Below are 15,720 nucleotides of genomic sequence, written 5' to 3' on the forward strand. Positions count from 1 at the left end.
AGTCGATGCCCTGGGCGGGCCAGATTGTAACATTGCATGCGTCAACCGTCCGGAGGCTTCATGACGACATCCGCGGAACTGGTGGCGGCCTGTGATCGGCTGCTGTCACCCGAGCGTTTCAAGGACTACACCCTCAATGGCCTGCAGGTCGCCGGCCGCGAGCGCGTGACGCGGGTGATGAGCGGCGTCACCGCCTGTCAGGCGCTGCTCGACGAGGCGGTGGCCTGGGGCGCCGATCTGCTGCTGGTGCATCATGGCTACTTCTGGAAGAACGAGCCGGTCGCCATCACCGGCATGAAGCGCCGCCGGCTGGCGACCCTGCTGGGCCACGATATCGGCCTGCTGGCCTATCACCTGCCGCTGGACGCCCACGCCGAGCTGGGCAACAACGCCACTCTCGGCGCGCGACTGGGGTTCAGCCCCGACGGCTGCGCCGACGGCGCGCTCGGCGAGGGGTTGATCTGGCTCGGTGCGCCACCCGCCCCGATGCCGGCCGCGGCGCTGGCCGAGCATGTCGGCGAGCGCCTGGGGCGGGCGCCGTTGCTGGTCGAGGCGCCGGAGGGTGGCGAGATTCGCCGCCTGGCCTGGTGCACCGGTGGCGCCCAGGACATGATCGCCCAGGCCGCGGCGGCCGGCGCCGACGCCTTCATCTCGGGGGAGATCTCGGAGCGCACCACGCATCTGGCCCGCGAGCTGGGGATCCATTACCTGGCGGCGGGTCACCATGCCACCGAGCGCTACGGGGTTCAGGCGCTGGGCGCACGGCTGGCCGATGAATTCGGGGTCGAGCATCGCTTCGTGGATATCGACAACCCCGCCTGACGGATTCGGGGGCGTATACGCCGACGCCGCCCGTGGCCTGCTTGGCTGCGGGCGGCGTCGGCGTGTCTCGATCGAGCGAGCGGCGCCTCAGTAGCGAGGCGGCTGGGGCGCGGCGTCGCCGGACTTGAGGCCGAAATCCTCTGAGAGGGTGCCGCGATTGCCGTCGGCATAGTCGCGGGGAGCCGCGAGGTCATTGTCGCTGTCGCTCGGCGATGTCGCCGGGCCGGGGGCGAGTTCGGGACGACGCGGCGTGCCGACGTCCAGGCGTGACCTGGCCTCGCCGACTTCGTGCTGCAGGCCCTCGGCCAGCTCGCCGAGGCGCTCGAAATGCTCGCCGACTCCATCGCGCAGCTCCGTCAGCTGGCGGTCGCGTTCGGCCAGGCGTTGGCGCAGTTTCTGTGCGTTGCGTGCGCCGGCGTTCATCAGGTGATAGCCCAATACACCGAGGCCGATACCGGCCAGCAGGCAGGCAACGCCCAGCATCCAGTTGATATTGCTTAGTTCCACGTCGTTCTCCTGAGCGGTCGATCGGCCCGGCGTCCACGCCGGTACCATCGCCGGACGGACCGGCGGGCCCATTATAGGGGCGAGGCGGCTGGCGGGGTCAACGACCGGCCGGCGATGCCAAGTGCCGTGTCGGCGCGTATAATCCCCTCTTTCACCGGATGCCGAGGACCATCGTCCCCCCATGCCCATGAGCGAGAGTCACAGGATGCCGACTGCCTCCGAACGCGCCGCACCGACCACGCCGATGGGGCGTTATCGTGCCGACCTCGATCGCGACGACTTCCAGCACGACCCCGCCCAGGAACAGGCCGTGGCGCATCTCCAGCGCCTGTTCGACGAACTGGTGGCCCGGCCGCGACCGAGCCCGCGGGCATCGTCCCGAGGCAAGGGGCTGAAATCGCGGGTGGCGGGGTTGTTCGGCAAGCGCGACGAGGCGGTCGAGCCGACGCTTCCCGAGGTGACCGGACTCTATTTCTGGGGCGGGGTGGGACGCGGCAAGACCTACCTGGTGGACACCTTCTTCGAGACCCTGCCCTTTCCCGAGAAGATGCGCACCCACTTCCATCGCTTCATGCAGCGGGTGCACAACGAGCTCGAGCACTACAAGGGCGAGCGCAACCCCCTGACCCTGGTCGCCGACAAGTTCGCCGCGGAGGCGCGGGTGATCTGCTTCGACGAGTTCTTCGTCAAGGACATCACCGACGCGATGATCCTGGCCAACCTGCTGGAGGCCTTGTTCGCCCGGGACGTGGTGCTGGTGGCGACCTCCAACATCGTGCCCGGCGATCTCTACCGGGACGGCCTGCAGCGGGCGCGCTTCCTGCCGGCCATCGACCTGCTCGAGCGTCACTGCGAGGTGGTCAACGTCGATTCCGGCATCGACTACCGGCTGCGGGCCCTGGAGCGGGCCGAGATCTTTCACGCGCCGCTGGACGAGGCCGCGGAGGCCGAGCTGGCGCGCAGCTTTCGCGAGATCGCCGGGCACGAGGGCGAGGCCGAGGCGCCCATCGAGATCAATCACCGGGTGCTGCACAGTCGCCGGCTGCATGACGACGTGGTGTGGTTCGAATTTCGCGAGCTGTGCGACGGGCCGCGCAGCCAGAACGACTACATCGAGCTGGCCCGCGAGTACCATAGCGTGCTGGTCTCCAACGTGCCGTGCATGGATGGCAAGAGTGACGACCAGGCCAGGCGCTTCATCAATATGGTCGACGAGTTCTACGACCGTGGCGTCAAGCTGCTGATGTCCGCCGAGGCCCCGGCCGAGCGGCTCTATCGCGACGGCAAGCTCGAGTTCGAGTTCCAGCGTACCCTGTCGCGGCTGCAGGAGATGCAGTCGCATGAGTACCTGGCGCTGCCGCACAAGCCCTGACCCGACCCGGGCTTCGCCCGGAGCTGGAAGAACGCCCGCTTCGCGGGCTTAAGCTGTAAGCTTGAAGAAAAACCCTTGACCCCATGAAGCAGGGGGCATGCTGCCTTCCAGCTTGCGCCGCCGCCATTGCCTTGCCGGCGGGCGACGTGTAGAATTCGCGCGCTCGACCGTTGTCGTCCCCGGATGGCAACCAAGAAGAATAGGGATGGTCCGAACCGCCCGAGGCGGGGCAGGACCCAATACATCGATTTGGTGATTCACCCATGAAGACGTTCACTGCCAAGCCGCAGTCCGTGCAGCGCGACTGGTACGTCGTCGACGCTGCGGACAAGACTCTGGGCCGTCTGGCCACCGAGATCGCTCGCCGCCTGCGTGGCAAGCACAAGCCGGAATACACCCCGCACGTTGACACCGGCGACTACATCGTCGTGATCAACGCCGAGAAGGTGCAGGTCACCGGCAACAAGGCCAGCGCCAAGAATTACTATCGTCACACCGGTTATCCGGGTGGCCTGCGCTCCATGAACTTCGAGAAGATGATCGCTCATGCCCCCGAGCGTGTCATCGAGTCCGCGGTCAAGGGCATGCTCCCGAAGGGCCCGCTGGGTCGTGCCATGTACTCCAAGCTCAAGGTCTACGCCGGCACCGAGCACCCGCACGCCGCCCAGCAGCCGCAAGAACTGAACCTCTAAGGGAGTCTTCGCCATGACACAGCAGTATTACGGTACCGGTCGCCGCAAGACCTCTACCGCCCGCGTCTTCCTGAAGCCGGGCACCGGCAAGATCACCGTCAACAGCCGCGAGCTGAACGACTACTTCGGTCGTGTCACCGGTCGCATGGTGGTCCGCCAGCCCCTCGAGCTGACCGAGACCCTGGCGCAGTTCGACGTCTACGTCACCGTCAAGGGCGGCGGCGGCAGCGCCCAGGCCGGCGCCATCCGTCACGGCATCACCCGTGCCCTGATCGAGTACAACGAGGACTTCCGCAAGCCGCTGCGCGCGGCCGGTTATGTCACTCGTGATGCCCGCGAGGTCGAGCGTAAGAAGATCGGCCTGCGCAAGGCGCGTCGTCGTCCGCAGTTCTCCAAGCGCTGATACGCGACGCTCGCCAGACAACGCCCGGGTCTTCGACCCGGGCGTTTTTTTTGTGCGAGGTCAAGAATTTGTCGCTAACTTGACTGGCGTCCGGGAGCGTTTGTTGTACGGGGCGAGCCGTTTTTCTACCATGGAACCGCGTGTCGCAGACCGTGGCCGTGCCTCGCTTGGATGCCCGTGACGGAGCGACGGGCAAGCTGATGGGAGAAAACCAACAATGACAGACAGCGGCGTGAATATGGGGCGACGCCGCTTCCTCGTGGGCGCCACCTCCGTCGTCGGGGCGGCAGGCGCAGTCGGGGTAGCGGTGCCCTTCGTGGCCTCCTGGCAGCCCAGTGCCAGGGCGAGAGCGGCGGGGGCGCCCGTCAAGGCGGATATCTCCAAGCTCGAACCCGGCCAGCGGATGACCGTCGAATGGCGTGGCCGGCCGGTCTGGATTCTCAATCGCACGCCCGAGATGATCGAGCGCACCGAGGCGCTGGGGAGCGAGCTCCTCGCCGACCCCGACTCTCAGGCGCCTCAACAGCCGACCTACGTGGAGGGGACGATGCGCGCCATTCGCCCCGAGATCGGCGTGCTGGTCGGCATCTGTACCCACCTTGGCTGTTCGCCGGTGTTCAGGCCGGAGCCCGATGCCGACGATGTTGGTGTCGCGGACTGGCCGGGGGGCTTCTTCTGTCCCTGCCACGGCTCACGCTTCGACCTGGCGGGCCGGGTCTTCGCCAACGTGCCGGCGCCGCTCAACCTCGAGGTTCCCCCTTATCGCTTCGAGAGCGATGACGTCATCGTCGTCGGCGAAGACAAGGAGACTGCCTGATGGGACATCCGAACAAGGCCAAGGCGGAGCGCGGTTTCATGCGCTGGGTCGATGACCGTTTCCCGGCGACCCAGCTGTGGCAGGAGCACCTGTCCCGCTACTACGCGCCGAAAAACTTCAACTTCTGGTACTTCTTCGGCTCGCTGGCGCTGCTGGTGCTGGTCAACCAGATCCTCACCGGCGTCTGGCTGACCATGAGCTTCAACCCCTCCGCGGAGGGCGCCTTCGCCTCCGTGGAGTACATCATGCGCGACGTGGAGTGGGGGTGGCTGATCCGCTACATGCACACCACCGGGGCCTCGGCGTTCTTCGTGGTGGTCTACCTGCACATGTTTCGCGGCCTGCTCTACGGCTCCTACAAGGCGCCGCGGGAGCTGGTGTGGATATTCGGCATGGCCATCTATCTGGCGCTGATGGCCGAGGCCTTCATGGGCTATCTGCTGCCCTGGGGGCAGATGTCCTACTGGGGCGCCCAGGTGATCATCTCGCTGTTTTCCGCCATCCCGGGCATCGGGCCCGACCTGGCGCAGTGGATCCGGGGTGACTTCCTGATCTCGGGGATTACCCTGAACCGCTTCTTCGCCCTGCACGTGGTGGCGCTGCCGATCGTGATCCTGGCGCTGGTGGTGCTGCACATCATCGCCCTGCACGAGGTAGGGTCCAACAACCCCGACGGCATCGACATCAAGGCCAGGAAAGACGAAACCGGCAAGCCGCTGGACGGTATTCCCTTTCATCCCTACTACACGGTCAAGGACCTGGTGGGGGTCGCCGTCTTCCTGTTCGTGTTCAGCGTGGTGGTCTTCTATTTCCCCGAGGGCGGCGGCTATTTCATCGAGAAGCCGAACTTCGAGCCGGCCAATCCTTTGAAGACCCCGGACCATATCGCGCCGGTCTGGTACTTCACCCCCTTCTACGCCATCCTGCGCGCCATTACCTTCTCGCTGTTCGGCCTCGATGCCAAGTTCCTGGGCGTGGTGTGCATGGGGACGGCCATCGCGGTGCTGTTCGTGCTGCCCTGGCTCGATCGCAGTCCGGTGCGATCGATTCGCTACAAGGGCTGGGTCTCGAAGCTGATGCTGGCGCTGTTCGCGGTGAGCTTCGTCGTGCTGGGTGTGCTGGGCGTGCTGCCGCCGACCGCGGCCCGCACCCTCCTGGCCCAGCTGTGCACCGTGGTGTATTTCGCCTTCTTCCTGCTGATGCCGTTCTATACCCGTTGGGAGAAGACCAAACCCGTACCGGAAAGGGTGACTGGCTAATGAAAATGCGACTGCTTGCACTGCTCTTCGCGCTGGTTCCGGCCCTCGGGTTCGCCGCCGGAGGAGGCGGGGTGCACCTGCAGGAGATGACCCCGGACCTGCAGGATCGGGCTTCGTTGCAGCACGGCATGAAGCTGTTCGTGAATTACTGCATGGGCTGCCATTCCCTGGAGCACCAGCGTTTCGCCCGGGCCGCCGAGGATCTCGACATGCCCCAGGACCTGGTGGAGGAGAACCTGATCTTCGCCTCGGCGCTGGGATTCAACGATCAGATGCACAGCGCCATGGACGCCGCCGACGGCGAGAACTGGTTCGGGGCGCCGCCACCGGACCTGACCCTGACCGCGCGGCTGCGCGGCACCGACTGGATCTACTCCTACCTGCTCGGCTTCTACCGGGATCCGTCGCGACCCACCGGGGTCAACAATCGGGTCTTCCCGCTGGTGGCCATGCCCAACGTGCTGGAGCCGCTGCAGGGCGTGCAGGAGAAGGTCTGCGCCGCCACCGATCACCCCCTCGAAGGCGCCGAGCTCGATCCGCTGACCGGCAAGTACCAGTCCTGCGAGGTGTTGCAGGTGACCCGGCCCGGTGCCATGGAACCCGACGAGTTCGAGGAGGCGGTCTTCGATCTGACCAATTTCCTGGCCTACGTCGGCGAGCCGTCGAAGCTCCAGGCCCAGGCGCTGGGGCCCAAGGTGCTGATCTTCCTCTTTGTCTTCGGGGTCATCGCCTACTTGCTCAAGCGCGAGTACTGGCGCGATATTCACTGATCCGTCCCTGGGGCGAGGCGCGGGGGTGCGTGGCGGCGGCCAGGCGCCCCCGCCTGTTGTGATGCCCGTCGACGGGCAGGCAGACGACGCCCCGGGAATGGGTGCGTCGTGTTATCATCTCGGCACGAACTGATGCGAGGATTGTTTCATGGGTGTAGTGGCCAAGCGGTCGTCGATGATCTTCTACTCCGGGGGCGATGATCATTACAGTCATCGAGTGCGTATCGTGCTCGCCGAGAAGGGCGTGGCGGTGGATATCGTCGAGGTCACCGAGGATAGCCACCCCGAGGAGCTCGCCGACCTGAACCCCTACAACAGCGTGCCCACGCTGCTTGACCGCGACCTGGTGCTCTACGAGTCCAAGGTGATGATGGAGTACCTGGACGAGCGTTTTCCGCATCCGCCGCTGTTGCCGGTGTATCCGGTGGCCCGGGCCCAGAGCCGGCTGTGGATGCATCGCATCGAGCGCGAGTGGTGCCCGCTGGTCGAACAGATCCGCAGCGGCTCGAAGAAGGAGGCCGAGAAGGCGCGCAAGGAGCTCCGCGAGAGCCTGGTCGGCATCTCCCCGATCTTCGAGGACATGCCGTTCTTCATGAGCGAGGAGTTCACCCTGGTGGACTGCTGCCTGGCGCCGATCCTGTGGCGCCTGCCGGTGCTCGGCATCGAGCTGCCGGAGAAGCAGGTCAAGCCGCTGATGGGGTACATGGAGCGCGTCTTCGACCGCGAGGGCTTCAAGGCCGCGCTGAGCGAGGGCGAGCGCGAGATGCGCCCCTGAGTCCCTTTCACGCCCCGGCCCGGCGCCGGGGCACCGAACCCAGGAGGGCCAACCGATGCAATCGAGCCGTCCCTATATCGCACGGGCCCTGTACGAGTGGCTGCTGGACAACGAGCTGACGCCCTACATTGTGGTCGACGCCGAGCAGGCGGGGGTCGAGGTGCCGCGCCAGTTCGTGCAGAACGGCCAGATCGTGCTCAACCTCGGCGTCAGCGCGATTCGCGACCTGTCGATGACCAACGAGGCGATCGCCTTCTCGGCGCGCTTCGGCGGTCAGCCGACCCAGATCATGGTGCCCACCGAGGCGCTGATCGCGATCTATGCCCGCGAGAACGGCGTGGGCATGGTGTTCGGTCACGAGCCGGTGATGCCGGCCGACGACGCCAATGACGTGGAAGGCGAGGCCTCGGAAGACGAGGCGCCGGGGCTGTCCAGCGTCGAGAATGTCGAGAGTGACGACGGCGATGCCGGTGCCGGCGGCGAGCCGGAGGACGCCCCGAAGAAGGGTCGTCCCTCGCTGCGCGTGATCAAGTAGCGTTCGCGACGCTTTTCGTCGAGGCACGAAAAAACGGCAGGCCCGCGGGCCTGCCGTTCTTCGTTGTATGCCACCCGCGATGCAGGGTGCGGGGGTCAGTCGAGGTAGTCGAAGACCTTGACGATACGCTGCATGCCGCCGACGTTGCGGGCCGCGGTGACGATGCGTTCGGCCTCGGCACGGCGCACGATGCCCATCAGGTAGACGCTGTCGTTCTCGGTGACGATGCGCAGGCGCCCGGAGTCGATGGACTCGTCGGCGACCAGGGCGGTGCGCACCCGGGTGTTCAGCCAGGTGTCGGCGAGCCGCTGGCTGGCCGGCAGGTTGGCGGCCACGGTGAGCTCGTTGTGCACCCGGCGCACGTTGCGGACATCGCCGGCGACACGCTCGGCCATGGACTTCAGCTCCTGGCTCGGCACCTGGCCGGTGAGCAGTACCACGCCGTTGAAGCTGTCGACGTTGATGCGGGCATCGCCCAGGCGGGCATCGGTGGTGCCGAGGTTGTGGGACACCTTGGTCTCGATGCTCTCGTCCTCGACCTTGGTGCCGAGGGTGCGTTCGCCATAGTTCTCGTTGATGGTGCCCGGATGGGTGACCGAGCTGACGGCGGTGCAGCCGGACAGGGCCAGCATCAGGGCCAGGGACAGGCCGAGGAATCGGGTCTTGCAGGGCATGGGCATCACTCGCTTGCGCCGAAGAGTTGTTCGTCGATGAGGTCGCACAGGCAGTGGATCACCAGCAGGTGCACCTCCTGGATGCGCGCGGTCGAGGTGGCCGGCACGCGGATCTCGCAGTCGTCCTGGCCCAGCAGGGAGGCCATGTTGCCGCCGTCGCGACCGGTCAGGGCGACCACCGTCATCTCGCGGTCATGGGCGGCCTGGATGGCCTGGATGACGTTGCCGGAATTGCCGCTGGTGGAGATCGCCAGCAGCACGTCGCCGGGCTGGCCGAGCGCGCGCACCTGCTTGGAGTACACCTCGTTGTAGCTGTAGTCGTTGGCGATCGAGGTCAGCGTCGAGGTGTCGGTGGTCAGCGCCAGGGCCGGCAGGCTGGGGCGCTCGCGTTCGAAGCGATTGAGCAGCTCGGAGGAGAAGTGTTGGCTGTCGCCGGCGCTGCCGCCGTTGCCGCAGGCCAGGATCTTTCCTTCGTTGACCAGGGCCTGCACCATCATCTGGCTGGCGACCTCGATGAAGGGCGGCAGCACCTCGCTGGCATAGGTCTTGGTGTCGATGCTGGCGTTGAAGTGTCCGAGAATGCGGTTCTGGAAATCCATCGTGGCTTCCTGGTCCTTGGGCGGTCAGAACGCTTCGAAGGCCCCGCGCACCCACTCGAAGTCGAGATCGGGCGGGGTGCCGGTCACGGCCAGCACATCGAAGCGGCAGGCACATGATAGCCGGTTGCGTTGCAGATAAAAACGCGCCGCCTGGACCAGCCGACGCTGCTTGGCGGCGGTGACGGTCTCGAGCGGGTGGCCGTGACGGGCGGTGGCGCGATGGCGAACCTCGACGAACACCAGGATCTCACCCTCATGCATGACCAGGTCGAGCTCGCCGCCCCTGGCGTGCTGGTTGGTGGCTACCAGCGCCAGGCCACGGGCGATCAGCCAGTCCGCGGCGAGACGCTCGATGCGCGCGCCGCGGAGGCGGGCGTCAGCGGGTCCCGTCATCGCCGAGACGCTGCATGTCGATCAGCGGCTGAGGCACGCCGTCGGCGAAGCGGGCCCAGGGCAGGTCGCGACGGATGCGGCCGTCCCTGTCGGCGCTCAACGAGCCGGTGGCGCCGAACAGCTCGCTGCCCGGGATGGCCTGGAACTGCGGGAGGCGGCGGGCCAGTTCGTAGGCATCCACCCCCATGGCCATCAGGCGGAACATCGTCGGGTCGGATTCCTCGCGCAGCTGGCGGTAGCTGTCGAGGAAGGGCAGGGCGTCTTCCCCGCCCACGGCGGCGTCCGGGATCTGCCAGGGGATGTCGACGAACATCACGCCGTTGAGGTCCTGGTCCAGGCGCGGCTGCGGCTGTCCCTCGTAGAGGTGGGAGGTGGCGTAGACCGACAGGCCCTGATTGTAGGCGTAGTAGTCGATGGTCGGCGGCACCTGGCGGGCATAGTCGGGCAGGGCCAGCAGGAACAGCATGTCGGGGCGGCTCGAGCCCAGGGCGCGGCGGGTGCTCTCGGTGGCCGCGCGGCCCGGGTTGTAGCGCACGGCGTTGGCGATCTCACCGTCGCGTTCGCGCCAGGCGGCGGCGAATGCCTCGCCGACCCGGCGGCCCCAGGCGTTGTCGGGCACCAGCAGTGAGGCGCGACGATGGCCGTCGCGGCGCCCGCGGTCGGCGACCTGGCGGGCCTCGTCCTCGGCGGACAGGCCGTACTGGAAGAGCCCTTCGGCGCGGTTGCGCTCGGCCTCGCCGTAGTTGAGGGCGAGCGTCGGCATGGGCACCCGCTCGCGGCCTTCCAGGGCGCTGACCGTGTCCTTGTCGAGCGGCCCCACCACCACCTGGGCGCCGCGCTGCTGGGCCTCCTGGTAGAGAGCCTCGAGGTTGCCGCCGGATGAGTCCAGGAAGGTCAGCTGGGTGCCGCTGGCGCCGTCGTTGACGGCGTTCATGTGATGGGCCCGCAGACCCTGCTCGATGGCGTCGGCGACCCCGGCCAGGGGGCCGGATTCGGGCAGGAAGACGGCGATGTGGCGGACGTCCTGGCCGCGCAGCTCACGCAGCGCCAGGATGTCGGCCGGCAGCTGACGGGCCGCCGGGTGTCGGGAGTTGCGGCTGCGCCAGTCATCGAGGCGGGTGAACAGCCGCTGGATGTCGCCGCCGCTGGCCCGCACCAGGTCGGCCAGCTCAAGCCAGGCCAGGGTCGGCTCGGCGGCGCCGTCGCGCAGTTCGTCGAGCGCGCCGGGCGCCAGGCGGGAGAGCTGCTCCCAGATCGGGTCGTTGAGGTCGACGCGGTCCGTGTCGGCCTGCAGGCGCAGCAGCGCGCGTGCCGCGGCCTGTGGTTCGTCGATCTGGCCCAGGGCGCGTCCCTGGCGCTCGCGGAGCAGGTTGGCCTGGTCCCGCGGGAGCCGGATCTCTTCCAGCAGTTGCGCGGCTCGGAGCACCGCCTGGGGATCGCCCTCGGTCTCGCCGAGGTCGGATAGCAGCAGCGCCCAGCGGCCGCGAGCCTCGGCGGAGAGGCGACCGTCGTCGATGTCCTTGGCGACGGCCAGCGCCTGGGGGCGGCGGTCCTGGCGTGCTAGGATGTCCGCCGCCTCGAGGCGGGACAGGGCCGCCTGTTCGGGGGCCTGCTGCTCGGCCTGGGCCAGTAGCTGGTCCGGGTCGCCGGTGGGTTGTCGCTCGGTCACGGCGGGCTGGAAGGCGCAGCCGGCCAGCCAGAGTGCCACGAGGGCGGCGGCCAGCGGGCCGCGAGACGAAATCTTCATGAATCCTTCCTTGTCCTCACGTGCGGAATGCATCCCGGGAGCCGAAATGTCAGACGCCATCGAAGGGGTATTGTACGTGGTCGCCACGCCGATTGGGAATCTGGACGACCTGAGTCCCCGGGCCGCCCGGCTGCTGGGCGAGGTCGACCTGGTGGCCGCCGAGGACACCCGCCATACGTCACGGCTGCTGCGCCACCTGGGCGTCGCGCCGCCGATGCTGTCGCTGCACGATCACAACGAGGCCGCCCGGGTCGCGCAGATCGACGCCCGCCTGGCCGCGGGCGCGGCCATCGCCCTGGTCAGCGACGCCGGCACGCCGCTGATCAGCGATCCCGGCTTCGTGCTGGTGCGCGAGCTGCGCGCTCGCGGTCGGCGGGTGGTGCCCGTGCCCGGGGCCTGCGCCCTGGTGACCGCGCTCTCGGGCGCCGGCCTGCCCACCGACCGCTTCCTGTTCCAGGGTTTCCTGCCGGCCAAGGGCGGGCACCGGCGCGGGCGGCTCGAGGCGCTGGCCGGGCGCGAGGAGACCCTGGTGTTCTACGAGTCGCCGCATCGCATCCGCGACACCCTGGCCGACCTGGAGGCCATCCTGGGCGCGCGCCGGGTGGTGCTGGCCCGGGAGCTGACCAAGACCTTCGAGACCTTCCTCGAGGGTAGTGCCCGGGCGCTGCTTGCGCGACTCGCCGAGGACCCGGACCAGGCCCGCGGCGAGTTCGTGGTGATGGTGGCCGGTGCCGAGCCGACGTCGGCCGAGGAGGCCGCCCACCTCGACGCCGATGCCCTGCTCTCGGCCCTGCTCGCCGAGGGCGTCGGGGTCAAGCAGGCCGCGGCGGTGGCGGCGCGTACCCTGGGGGGCGCCAAGAAGGCCTGGTATGCCCGTGCTCAGGCCCTCAAGGACGGGGATTGTTGAGGGGGTGCCGGGGCGCTGGTATGCTTGCCGCGGGAGTTGGCCAGACAGTCGCCGCCGGAGCAATCCGGGGGAGGAAAGTCCGGGCTCCACAGGGCAGAGTGCCAGGTAACGCCTGGGCGGCGCGAGCCGACGGAAAGTGCAGCAGAGAGCAGACCGCCTACGTCTCCCTCGGGAGGCCGGTAAGGGTGAAAGGGTGCGGTAAGAGCGCACCGCGCGCCTGGTAACAGTGCGTGGCACGGTAAACCCCACTCGGAGCAAGACCAAATAGGAACCCGATGGCGTGGCCCGCGCTGGGTTCGGGTAGGTTGCTCGAGGGCGACGGTGACGTCGCCCCTAGAGGAATGGCTGTCCCCGACAGAACCCGGCTTATCGGCCGACTCCCCACGAATTTTCAGCGCCGCCCCGCGGCGCCCCGCCAGCCGCCAACGAGAATCGCATGACCTCACCCGCCCCCGAACACGCCTCCCGCGGCTTTCGCCATGCCAGCGTGCTGCTCGACGGGGCGGTCGACGCCCTGGTGCATGAACCGGCGGGCCACTACCTCGACGGCACCTTCGGCCGCGGCGGCCATTCGCGGGCGATCCTCGAGCGGCTCGCCCCCGAGGGGCGGCTGCTGGCCATCGATCGCGATCCCCAGGCCATCGCCGAGGCGGCGTCCATCGAGGACGCCCGCTTCGCCATCGAGCGCGGTGAGTTCTCTCGCCTGGGCGAGTTCGCCGAGGCCCGCGGCCTGCACGGCCGGCTCGCCGGCGTGCTGCTCGATGTCGGCGTCTCCTCGCCCCAGCTCGACGACCCCGAGCGCGGCTTCAGCTTCCTGCGCGACGGGCCGCTGGACATGCGCATGGACCCGAGCCGGGGCGAGAGCGCCGCGGACTGGCTGGCCCGGGCCGATGAAGGCGAGATCGCCCGGGTCTTCAAGACCTACGGCGAGGAGCGCTTCGCCCGCCGGTTGGCCCGTGCCATCGTCGCCCGTCGCGGCGAGCGAGCCTTCACTCGCACCGCCGACCTCGCCGAGGTGATCAAGACGGCGCACCCCGCCTGGGAGAAGGGCAAGCATCCCGCCACCCGGGCCTTCCAGGCCCTGCGCATCCAGGTCAACGGCGAGCTCGACCAGCTCGACGCCGCCCTCGAGGCCGCCCTCGAGGCGCTGGCCCCCGGCGGCCACCTGGTGGTGATCAGCTTCCACTCCCTGGAGGACCGACGGGTCAAGCGCTTCATCCGCGACCACGTGCGCGGCGATACCCACCTGCCCAAGGGTGTGCCGCTGCGCGACGACCAGATCCAGCGCCGCCTCGAGGCGCTCGGCAAGGCGCGCCGTCCCGGGCCGGAGGAGGTCGACGCCAACCCTCGCGCCCGCAGCGCGGTGATGCGCGCGGCGCGCAAGCGATACTGAGGTCCGCATGGCTCAGGGACGCGACGCCACCACCTCCGCCTTCGCCTGGCCGCTGCGCCTGCGCCCGACCCTGGCGCTGGCAGCCTGCGGCGTGCTGCTGCTGGCCTGCCTGGTCGCCGCCCTGGCGGTCATCGCCACCAGCCACCATACCCGTGAGCAGTACGCGCGCCTGCAGCAGCTCGAACGCGAGCAGCAGCAGCTGCAGACCGAATGGGGTCAGCTGCTGCTCGAGGAGAGCGCCTGGTCGTCGCCGTCGCGCATCGAGCGGCTGGCCAGCGAGCGCCTAGAGATGCGCCTGCCGGACATCGATGAGGTGGAGGTCATCCGCCCATGACCGCGACCCCTCGCCGTGACGCCGCGCGTCGCCGGGCCTCGAGCCAGGCCCCCATGGGGCAGGCACGCTATCGGGTGATGCTGGGGCTGGTGCTGATCGGCCTGGCGCTGCTGGCCGGGCGTATCGTCGACCTGCACGTCTTCGACCGTACCTTCCTGCAGGGGCAGGGCGACGCCCGTACCCTGCGCGTCGATCCGTTGCCCGCCCACCGCGGCATGATCACCGATCGCCACGGCGAGCCGCTGGCGATTTCCACGCCGGTGGTGACGCTGTGGGCCAATCCCCAAGACCTGCCCGACGACGGCATCCAGCGGTTGCGGCTGGCCCAGGCCCTGGGCCAGGACCTGGATGCCCTGAACGCGCGCATCGAGCGCTACGCCGACCGCGAGTTCATGTACCTGCGTCGCCGCATGACGCCGGAGGCCGCCCAGCGGGTGCTTGACCTGCGCGTCCCCGGGGTGCACAAGCGCGCCGAGTACAAGCGTTACTACCCGGCCGGCGAAGTGATCGCCCAGCTGATCGGCGTGACCAACATCGACGACCAGGGCCAGGAGGGGCTGGAGCTGGCCTATCAGCCGTATCTCTCCGGCGAGCCGGGGCGTCGACGGGTGCTCAAGGATCGTCGCGGCCGGCTGGTGCGCGACCTGGAAGTATTGCGCGAGGCCGAGCCCGGCGGCGACCTGACGCTGTCCATCGACCAGCGCCTGCAGTACATGGCCTATCGCGAGCTCAAGGCGGCGGTGGACGAGAACGACGCCGACGGCGGCATCCTGGTGATGCTCGACGCCCGCAGCGGCGAGGTGCTGGCCATGGCCAACCAGCCGTCCTATAACCCCAACAACCGCGCCGGGCTCGACCCCGACGGGCTGCGCAATCGTGCCATCGTCGATGCCTACGAGCCCGGCTCGGTGATCAAGCCGCTGGCCATGACGGCGCTGCTCGAGACCGGCAATTTCCCGCCCGACACCGTGGTCGACACCTCGCCGGGCTGGATGGTGATCGACGGCTACACCATCAAGGATGTCGCCAACTACGGCGAGTTGAGCCTGTCCGGCATCCTGGAGAAGTCCTCGAACATCGGCATGTCCAAGCTGACCCTGCAGCTCGACGATCCCGTGGTGCCGCAGCGCTATCGGGCCCTGGGGCTGGATGGCTCGCCGGGCACCGGCTTTCCCGGCGAGGCCGGCGGCAGCGTGCCGTCGCCGCGGGTATGGTCCAGCAGCCAGTGGGCGGCGCTGTCCTACGGCTATGGCCTGTCGGTATCGCCGTTGCAGTTGGCCGGCGCCTACACCGCCATCGCCAACCACGGCGAGCGCCTGCCGCCATCCCTGCTGCGCCTCGATGAGCCGCCGGTTGGACAGCCGGTGGTGGAGCCGGCGGTCGCCGACCGGGTGCTGGGCATGATGGACCAGGTGGTAGCGCCGGGAACCGGCGCCCGGCGCGGCCTGGTGCCGGGCTACAGCGTGGCCGGCAAGACCGGCACGGTACGCAAGACCGGCGGCGCGGGTTACGAGGAAAACGCCTATCGCTCGCTGTTCGTGGGTATCACGCCGGTCTCCGACCCGCGCCTGATCACCGTGGTGATGATCGACCATCCCCGCGGCGACTCCTACTATGGCGGGGCCGTGGCGGCGCCGGTGTTCTCCCGCGTGGCCGGCAACGCCTTGCGCCTGCTGGACGTGCCGCCGGACCAGATAGAGGCCGACGATGAGGATTGAGCC

General features: G+C 68.5%; 18 protein-coding genes and 1 other RNA gene. 14 read left to right on the plus strand and 5 right to left on the minus strand.

The window, feature by feature from the left end:
* Positions 1 to 60: 60 nt before the first annotated feature.
* Positions 61 to 822 (plus strand): Nif3-like dinuclear metal center hexameric protein, encoded by a 762-nt coding sequence (locus tag ACXAFN_RS13895; RefSeq protein ID WP_474989458.1) that lies wholly within the window; start codon positions 61 to 63, stop codon positions 820 to 822.
* An 87-nt stretch (positions 823 to 909) separates the two neighbouring features.
* Here the strand turns inward: ACXAFN_RS13895 and ACXAFN_RS13900 are convergent, their stop codons facing one another.
* Positions 910 to 1,329, minus strand: a complete 420-nt coding sequence (locus ACXAFN_RS13900; protein ID WP_474989460.1) for a Z-ring associated ZapG family protein — start codon at positions 1,327 to 1,329, stop codon at positions 910 to 912.
* Positions 1,330 to 1,534: 205 nt separating this feature from the next.
* Here ACXAFN_RS13900 and zapE point away from each other — a divergent pair, with 205 nt between their 5' ends.
* From zapE to ACXAFN_RS13940, 8 genes are all read left to right on the plus strand, one after another.
* Positions 1,535 to 2,701, plus strand: a complete 1,167-nt coding sequence (gene zapE, locus ACXAFN_RS13905) for a cell division protein ZapE (protein ID WP_474989462.1) — start codon at positions 1,535 to 1,537, stop codon at positions 2,699 to 2,701.
* 263 nt (positions 2,702 to 2,964) lie between these two features.
* The gene (gene rplM, locus ACXAFN_RS13910; RefSeq protein ID WP_474989464.1) at positions 2,965 to 3,393 is read left to right on the plus strand and encodes a 50S ribosomal protein L13; all 429 of its coding nucleotides are present in this window, start codon (positions 2,965 to 2,967) and stop codon (positions 3,391 to 3,393) included.
* A gap of 13 nt (positions 3,394 to 3,406) precedes the next feature.
* Positions 3,407 to 3,796: a 30S ribosomal protein S9 gene (gene rpsI, locus ACXAFN_RS13915; protein ID WP_474989466.1), complete on the plus strand. Its 390-nt coding sequence runs from the start codon at positions 3,407 to 3,409 to the stop codon at positions 3,794 to 3,796.
* Between the two features lie 217 nt (positions 3,797 to 4,013).
* Positions 4,014 to 4,613 carry a ubiquinol-cytochrome c reductase iron-sulfur subunit gene (gene petA / locus ACXAFN_RS13920; RefSeq protein WP_474989468.1) on the plus strand — a complete coding sequence of 200 codons (600 nt, stop codon included), beginning with the start codon at positions 4,014 to 4,016 and terminating at the stop codon, positions 4,611 to 4,613.
* Positions 4,613 to 5,872, plus strand: a complete 1,260-nt coding sequence (locus ACXAFN_RS13925) for a cytochrome b (RefSeq protein WP_474989470.1) — start codon at positions 4,613 to 4,615, stop codon at positions 5,870 to 5,872. Before petA ends, ACXAFN_RS13925 begins: the two co-directional genes overlap by 1 nt.
* On the plus strand, positions 5,872 to 6,642 hold the full coding sequence (locus ACXAFN_RS13930) for a cytochrome c1 (RefSeq protein ID WP_474989472.1): 771 nt from the start codon (positions 5,872 to 5,874) through the stop codon (positions 6,640 to 6,642). The genes ACXAFN_RS13925 and ACXAFN_RS13930 overlap by 1 nt, the downstream gene beginning before the upstream one ends.
* 148 nt (positions 6,643 to 6,790) lie before the next feature.
* Positions 6,791 to 7,417, plus strand: a complete 627-nt coding sequence (gene sspA / locus ACXAFN_RS13935) for a stringent starvation protein SspA (RefSeq protein ID WP_474989474.1) — start codon at positions 6,791 to 6,793, stop codon at positions 7,415 to 7,417.
* 55 nt (positions 7,418 to 7,472) lie between these two features.
* Positions 7,473 to 7,952 carry a ClpXP protease specificity-enhancing factor gene (locus ACXAFN_RS13940; protein ID WP_474989476.1) on the plus strand — a complete coding sequence of 160 codons (480 nt, stop codon included), beginning with the start codon at positions 7,473 to 7,475 and terminating at the stop codon, positions 7,950 to 7,952.
* Positions 7,953 to 8,047: 95 nt separating this feature from the next.
* On the opposite strand, the gene ACXAFN_RS13945 is transcribed toward ACXAFN_RS13940, so the two are convergent.
* Genes ACXAFN_RS13945 through ACXAFN_RS13960 form a run of 4 tightly spaced genes read right to left on the minus strand, consistent with a single transcriptional unit; the run spans position 8,048 to position 11,365 of the window.
* Positions 8,048 to 8,626 carry a BON domain-containing protein gene (locus tag ACXAFN_RS13945; protein ID WP_474989478.1) on the minus strand — a complete coding sequence of 193 codons (579 nt, stop codon included), beginning with the start codon at positions 8,624 to 8,626 and terminating at the stop codon, positions 8,048 to 8,050.
* Between the two features lie 5 nt (positions 8,627 to 8,631).
* Positions 8,632 to 9,225 carry a phosphoheptose isomerase gene (locus tag ACXAFN_RS13950; protein WP_097788660.1) on the minus strand — a complete coding sequence of 198 codons (594 nt, stop codon included), beginning with the start codon at positions 9,223 to 9,225 and terminating at the stop codon, positions 8,632 to 8,634.
* 24 nt (positions 9,226 to 9,249) lie between these two features.
* Positions 9,250 to 9,618, minus strand: a complete 369-nt coding sequence (locus ACXAFN_RS13955) for a YraN family protein (protein ID WP_474989480.1) — start codon at positions 9,616 to 9,618, stop codon at positions 9,250 to 9,252.
* The gene (locus ACXAFN_RS13960; RefSeq protein ID WP_474989482.1) at positions 9,602 to 11,365 is read right to left on the minus strand and encodes a penicillin-binding protein activator; all 1,764 of its coding nucleotides are present in this window, start codon (positions 11,363 to 11,365) and stop codon (positions 9,602 to 9,604) included. Before ACXAFN_RS13960 ends, ACXAFN_RS13955 begins: the two co-directional genes overlap by 17 nt.
* A 46-nt stretch (positions 11,366 to 11,411) precedes the next feature.
* Between ACXAFN_RS13960 and rsmI the strand changes: the two genes are divergently transcribed.
* From rsmI to ACXAFN_RS13985, 5 genes are all read left to right on the plus strand, one after another.
* Positions 11,412 to 12,272 (plus strand): 16S rRNA (cytidine(1402)-2'-O)-methyltransferase, encoded by an 861-nt coding sequence (gene rsmI / locus ACXAFN_RS13965; protein WP_474989484.1) that lies wholly within the window; start codon positions 11,412 to 11,414, stop codon positions 12,270 to 12,272.
* A 32-nt stretch (positions 12,273 to 12,304) separates the two neighbouring features.
* An RNA gene (gene rnpB, locus ACXAFN_RS13970) (RNase P RNA component class A) lies at positions 12,305 to 12,657 on the plus strand.
* Between the two features lie 51 nt (positions 12,658 to 12,708).
* Positions 12,709 to 13,665 (plus strand): 16S rRNA (cytosine(1402)-N(4))-methyltransferase RsmH, encoded by a 957-nt coding sequence (gene rsmH / locus ACXAFN_RS13975; RefSeq protein WP_474989486.1) that lies wholly within the window; start codon positions 12,709 to 12,711, stop codon positions 13,663 to 13,665.
* 7 nt (positions 13,666 to 13,672) lie between these two features.
* The gene (ftsL, locus tag ACXAFN_RS13980) at positions 13,673 to 13,999 is read left to right on the plus strand and encodes a cell division protein FtsL (protein ID WP_474989488.1); all 327 of its coding nucleotides are present in this window, start codon (positions 13,673 to 13,675) and stop codon (positions 13,997 to 13,999) included.
* Entirely contained in the window at positions 13,996 to 15,717 is a 1,722-nt protein-coding gene (locus ACXAFN_RS13985; RefSeq protein WP_474989490.1) for a peptidoglycan D,D-transpeptidase FtsI family protein, read from the plus strand. Before ftsL ends, ACXAFN_RS13985 begins: the two co-directional genes overlap by 4 nt.
* The last annotated feature ends 3 nt before the right edge of the window (positions 15,718 to 15,720 follow it).

Source organism: Halomonas sp. ABH4_019 (assembly GCF_056159885.1).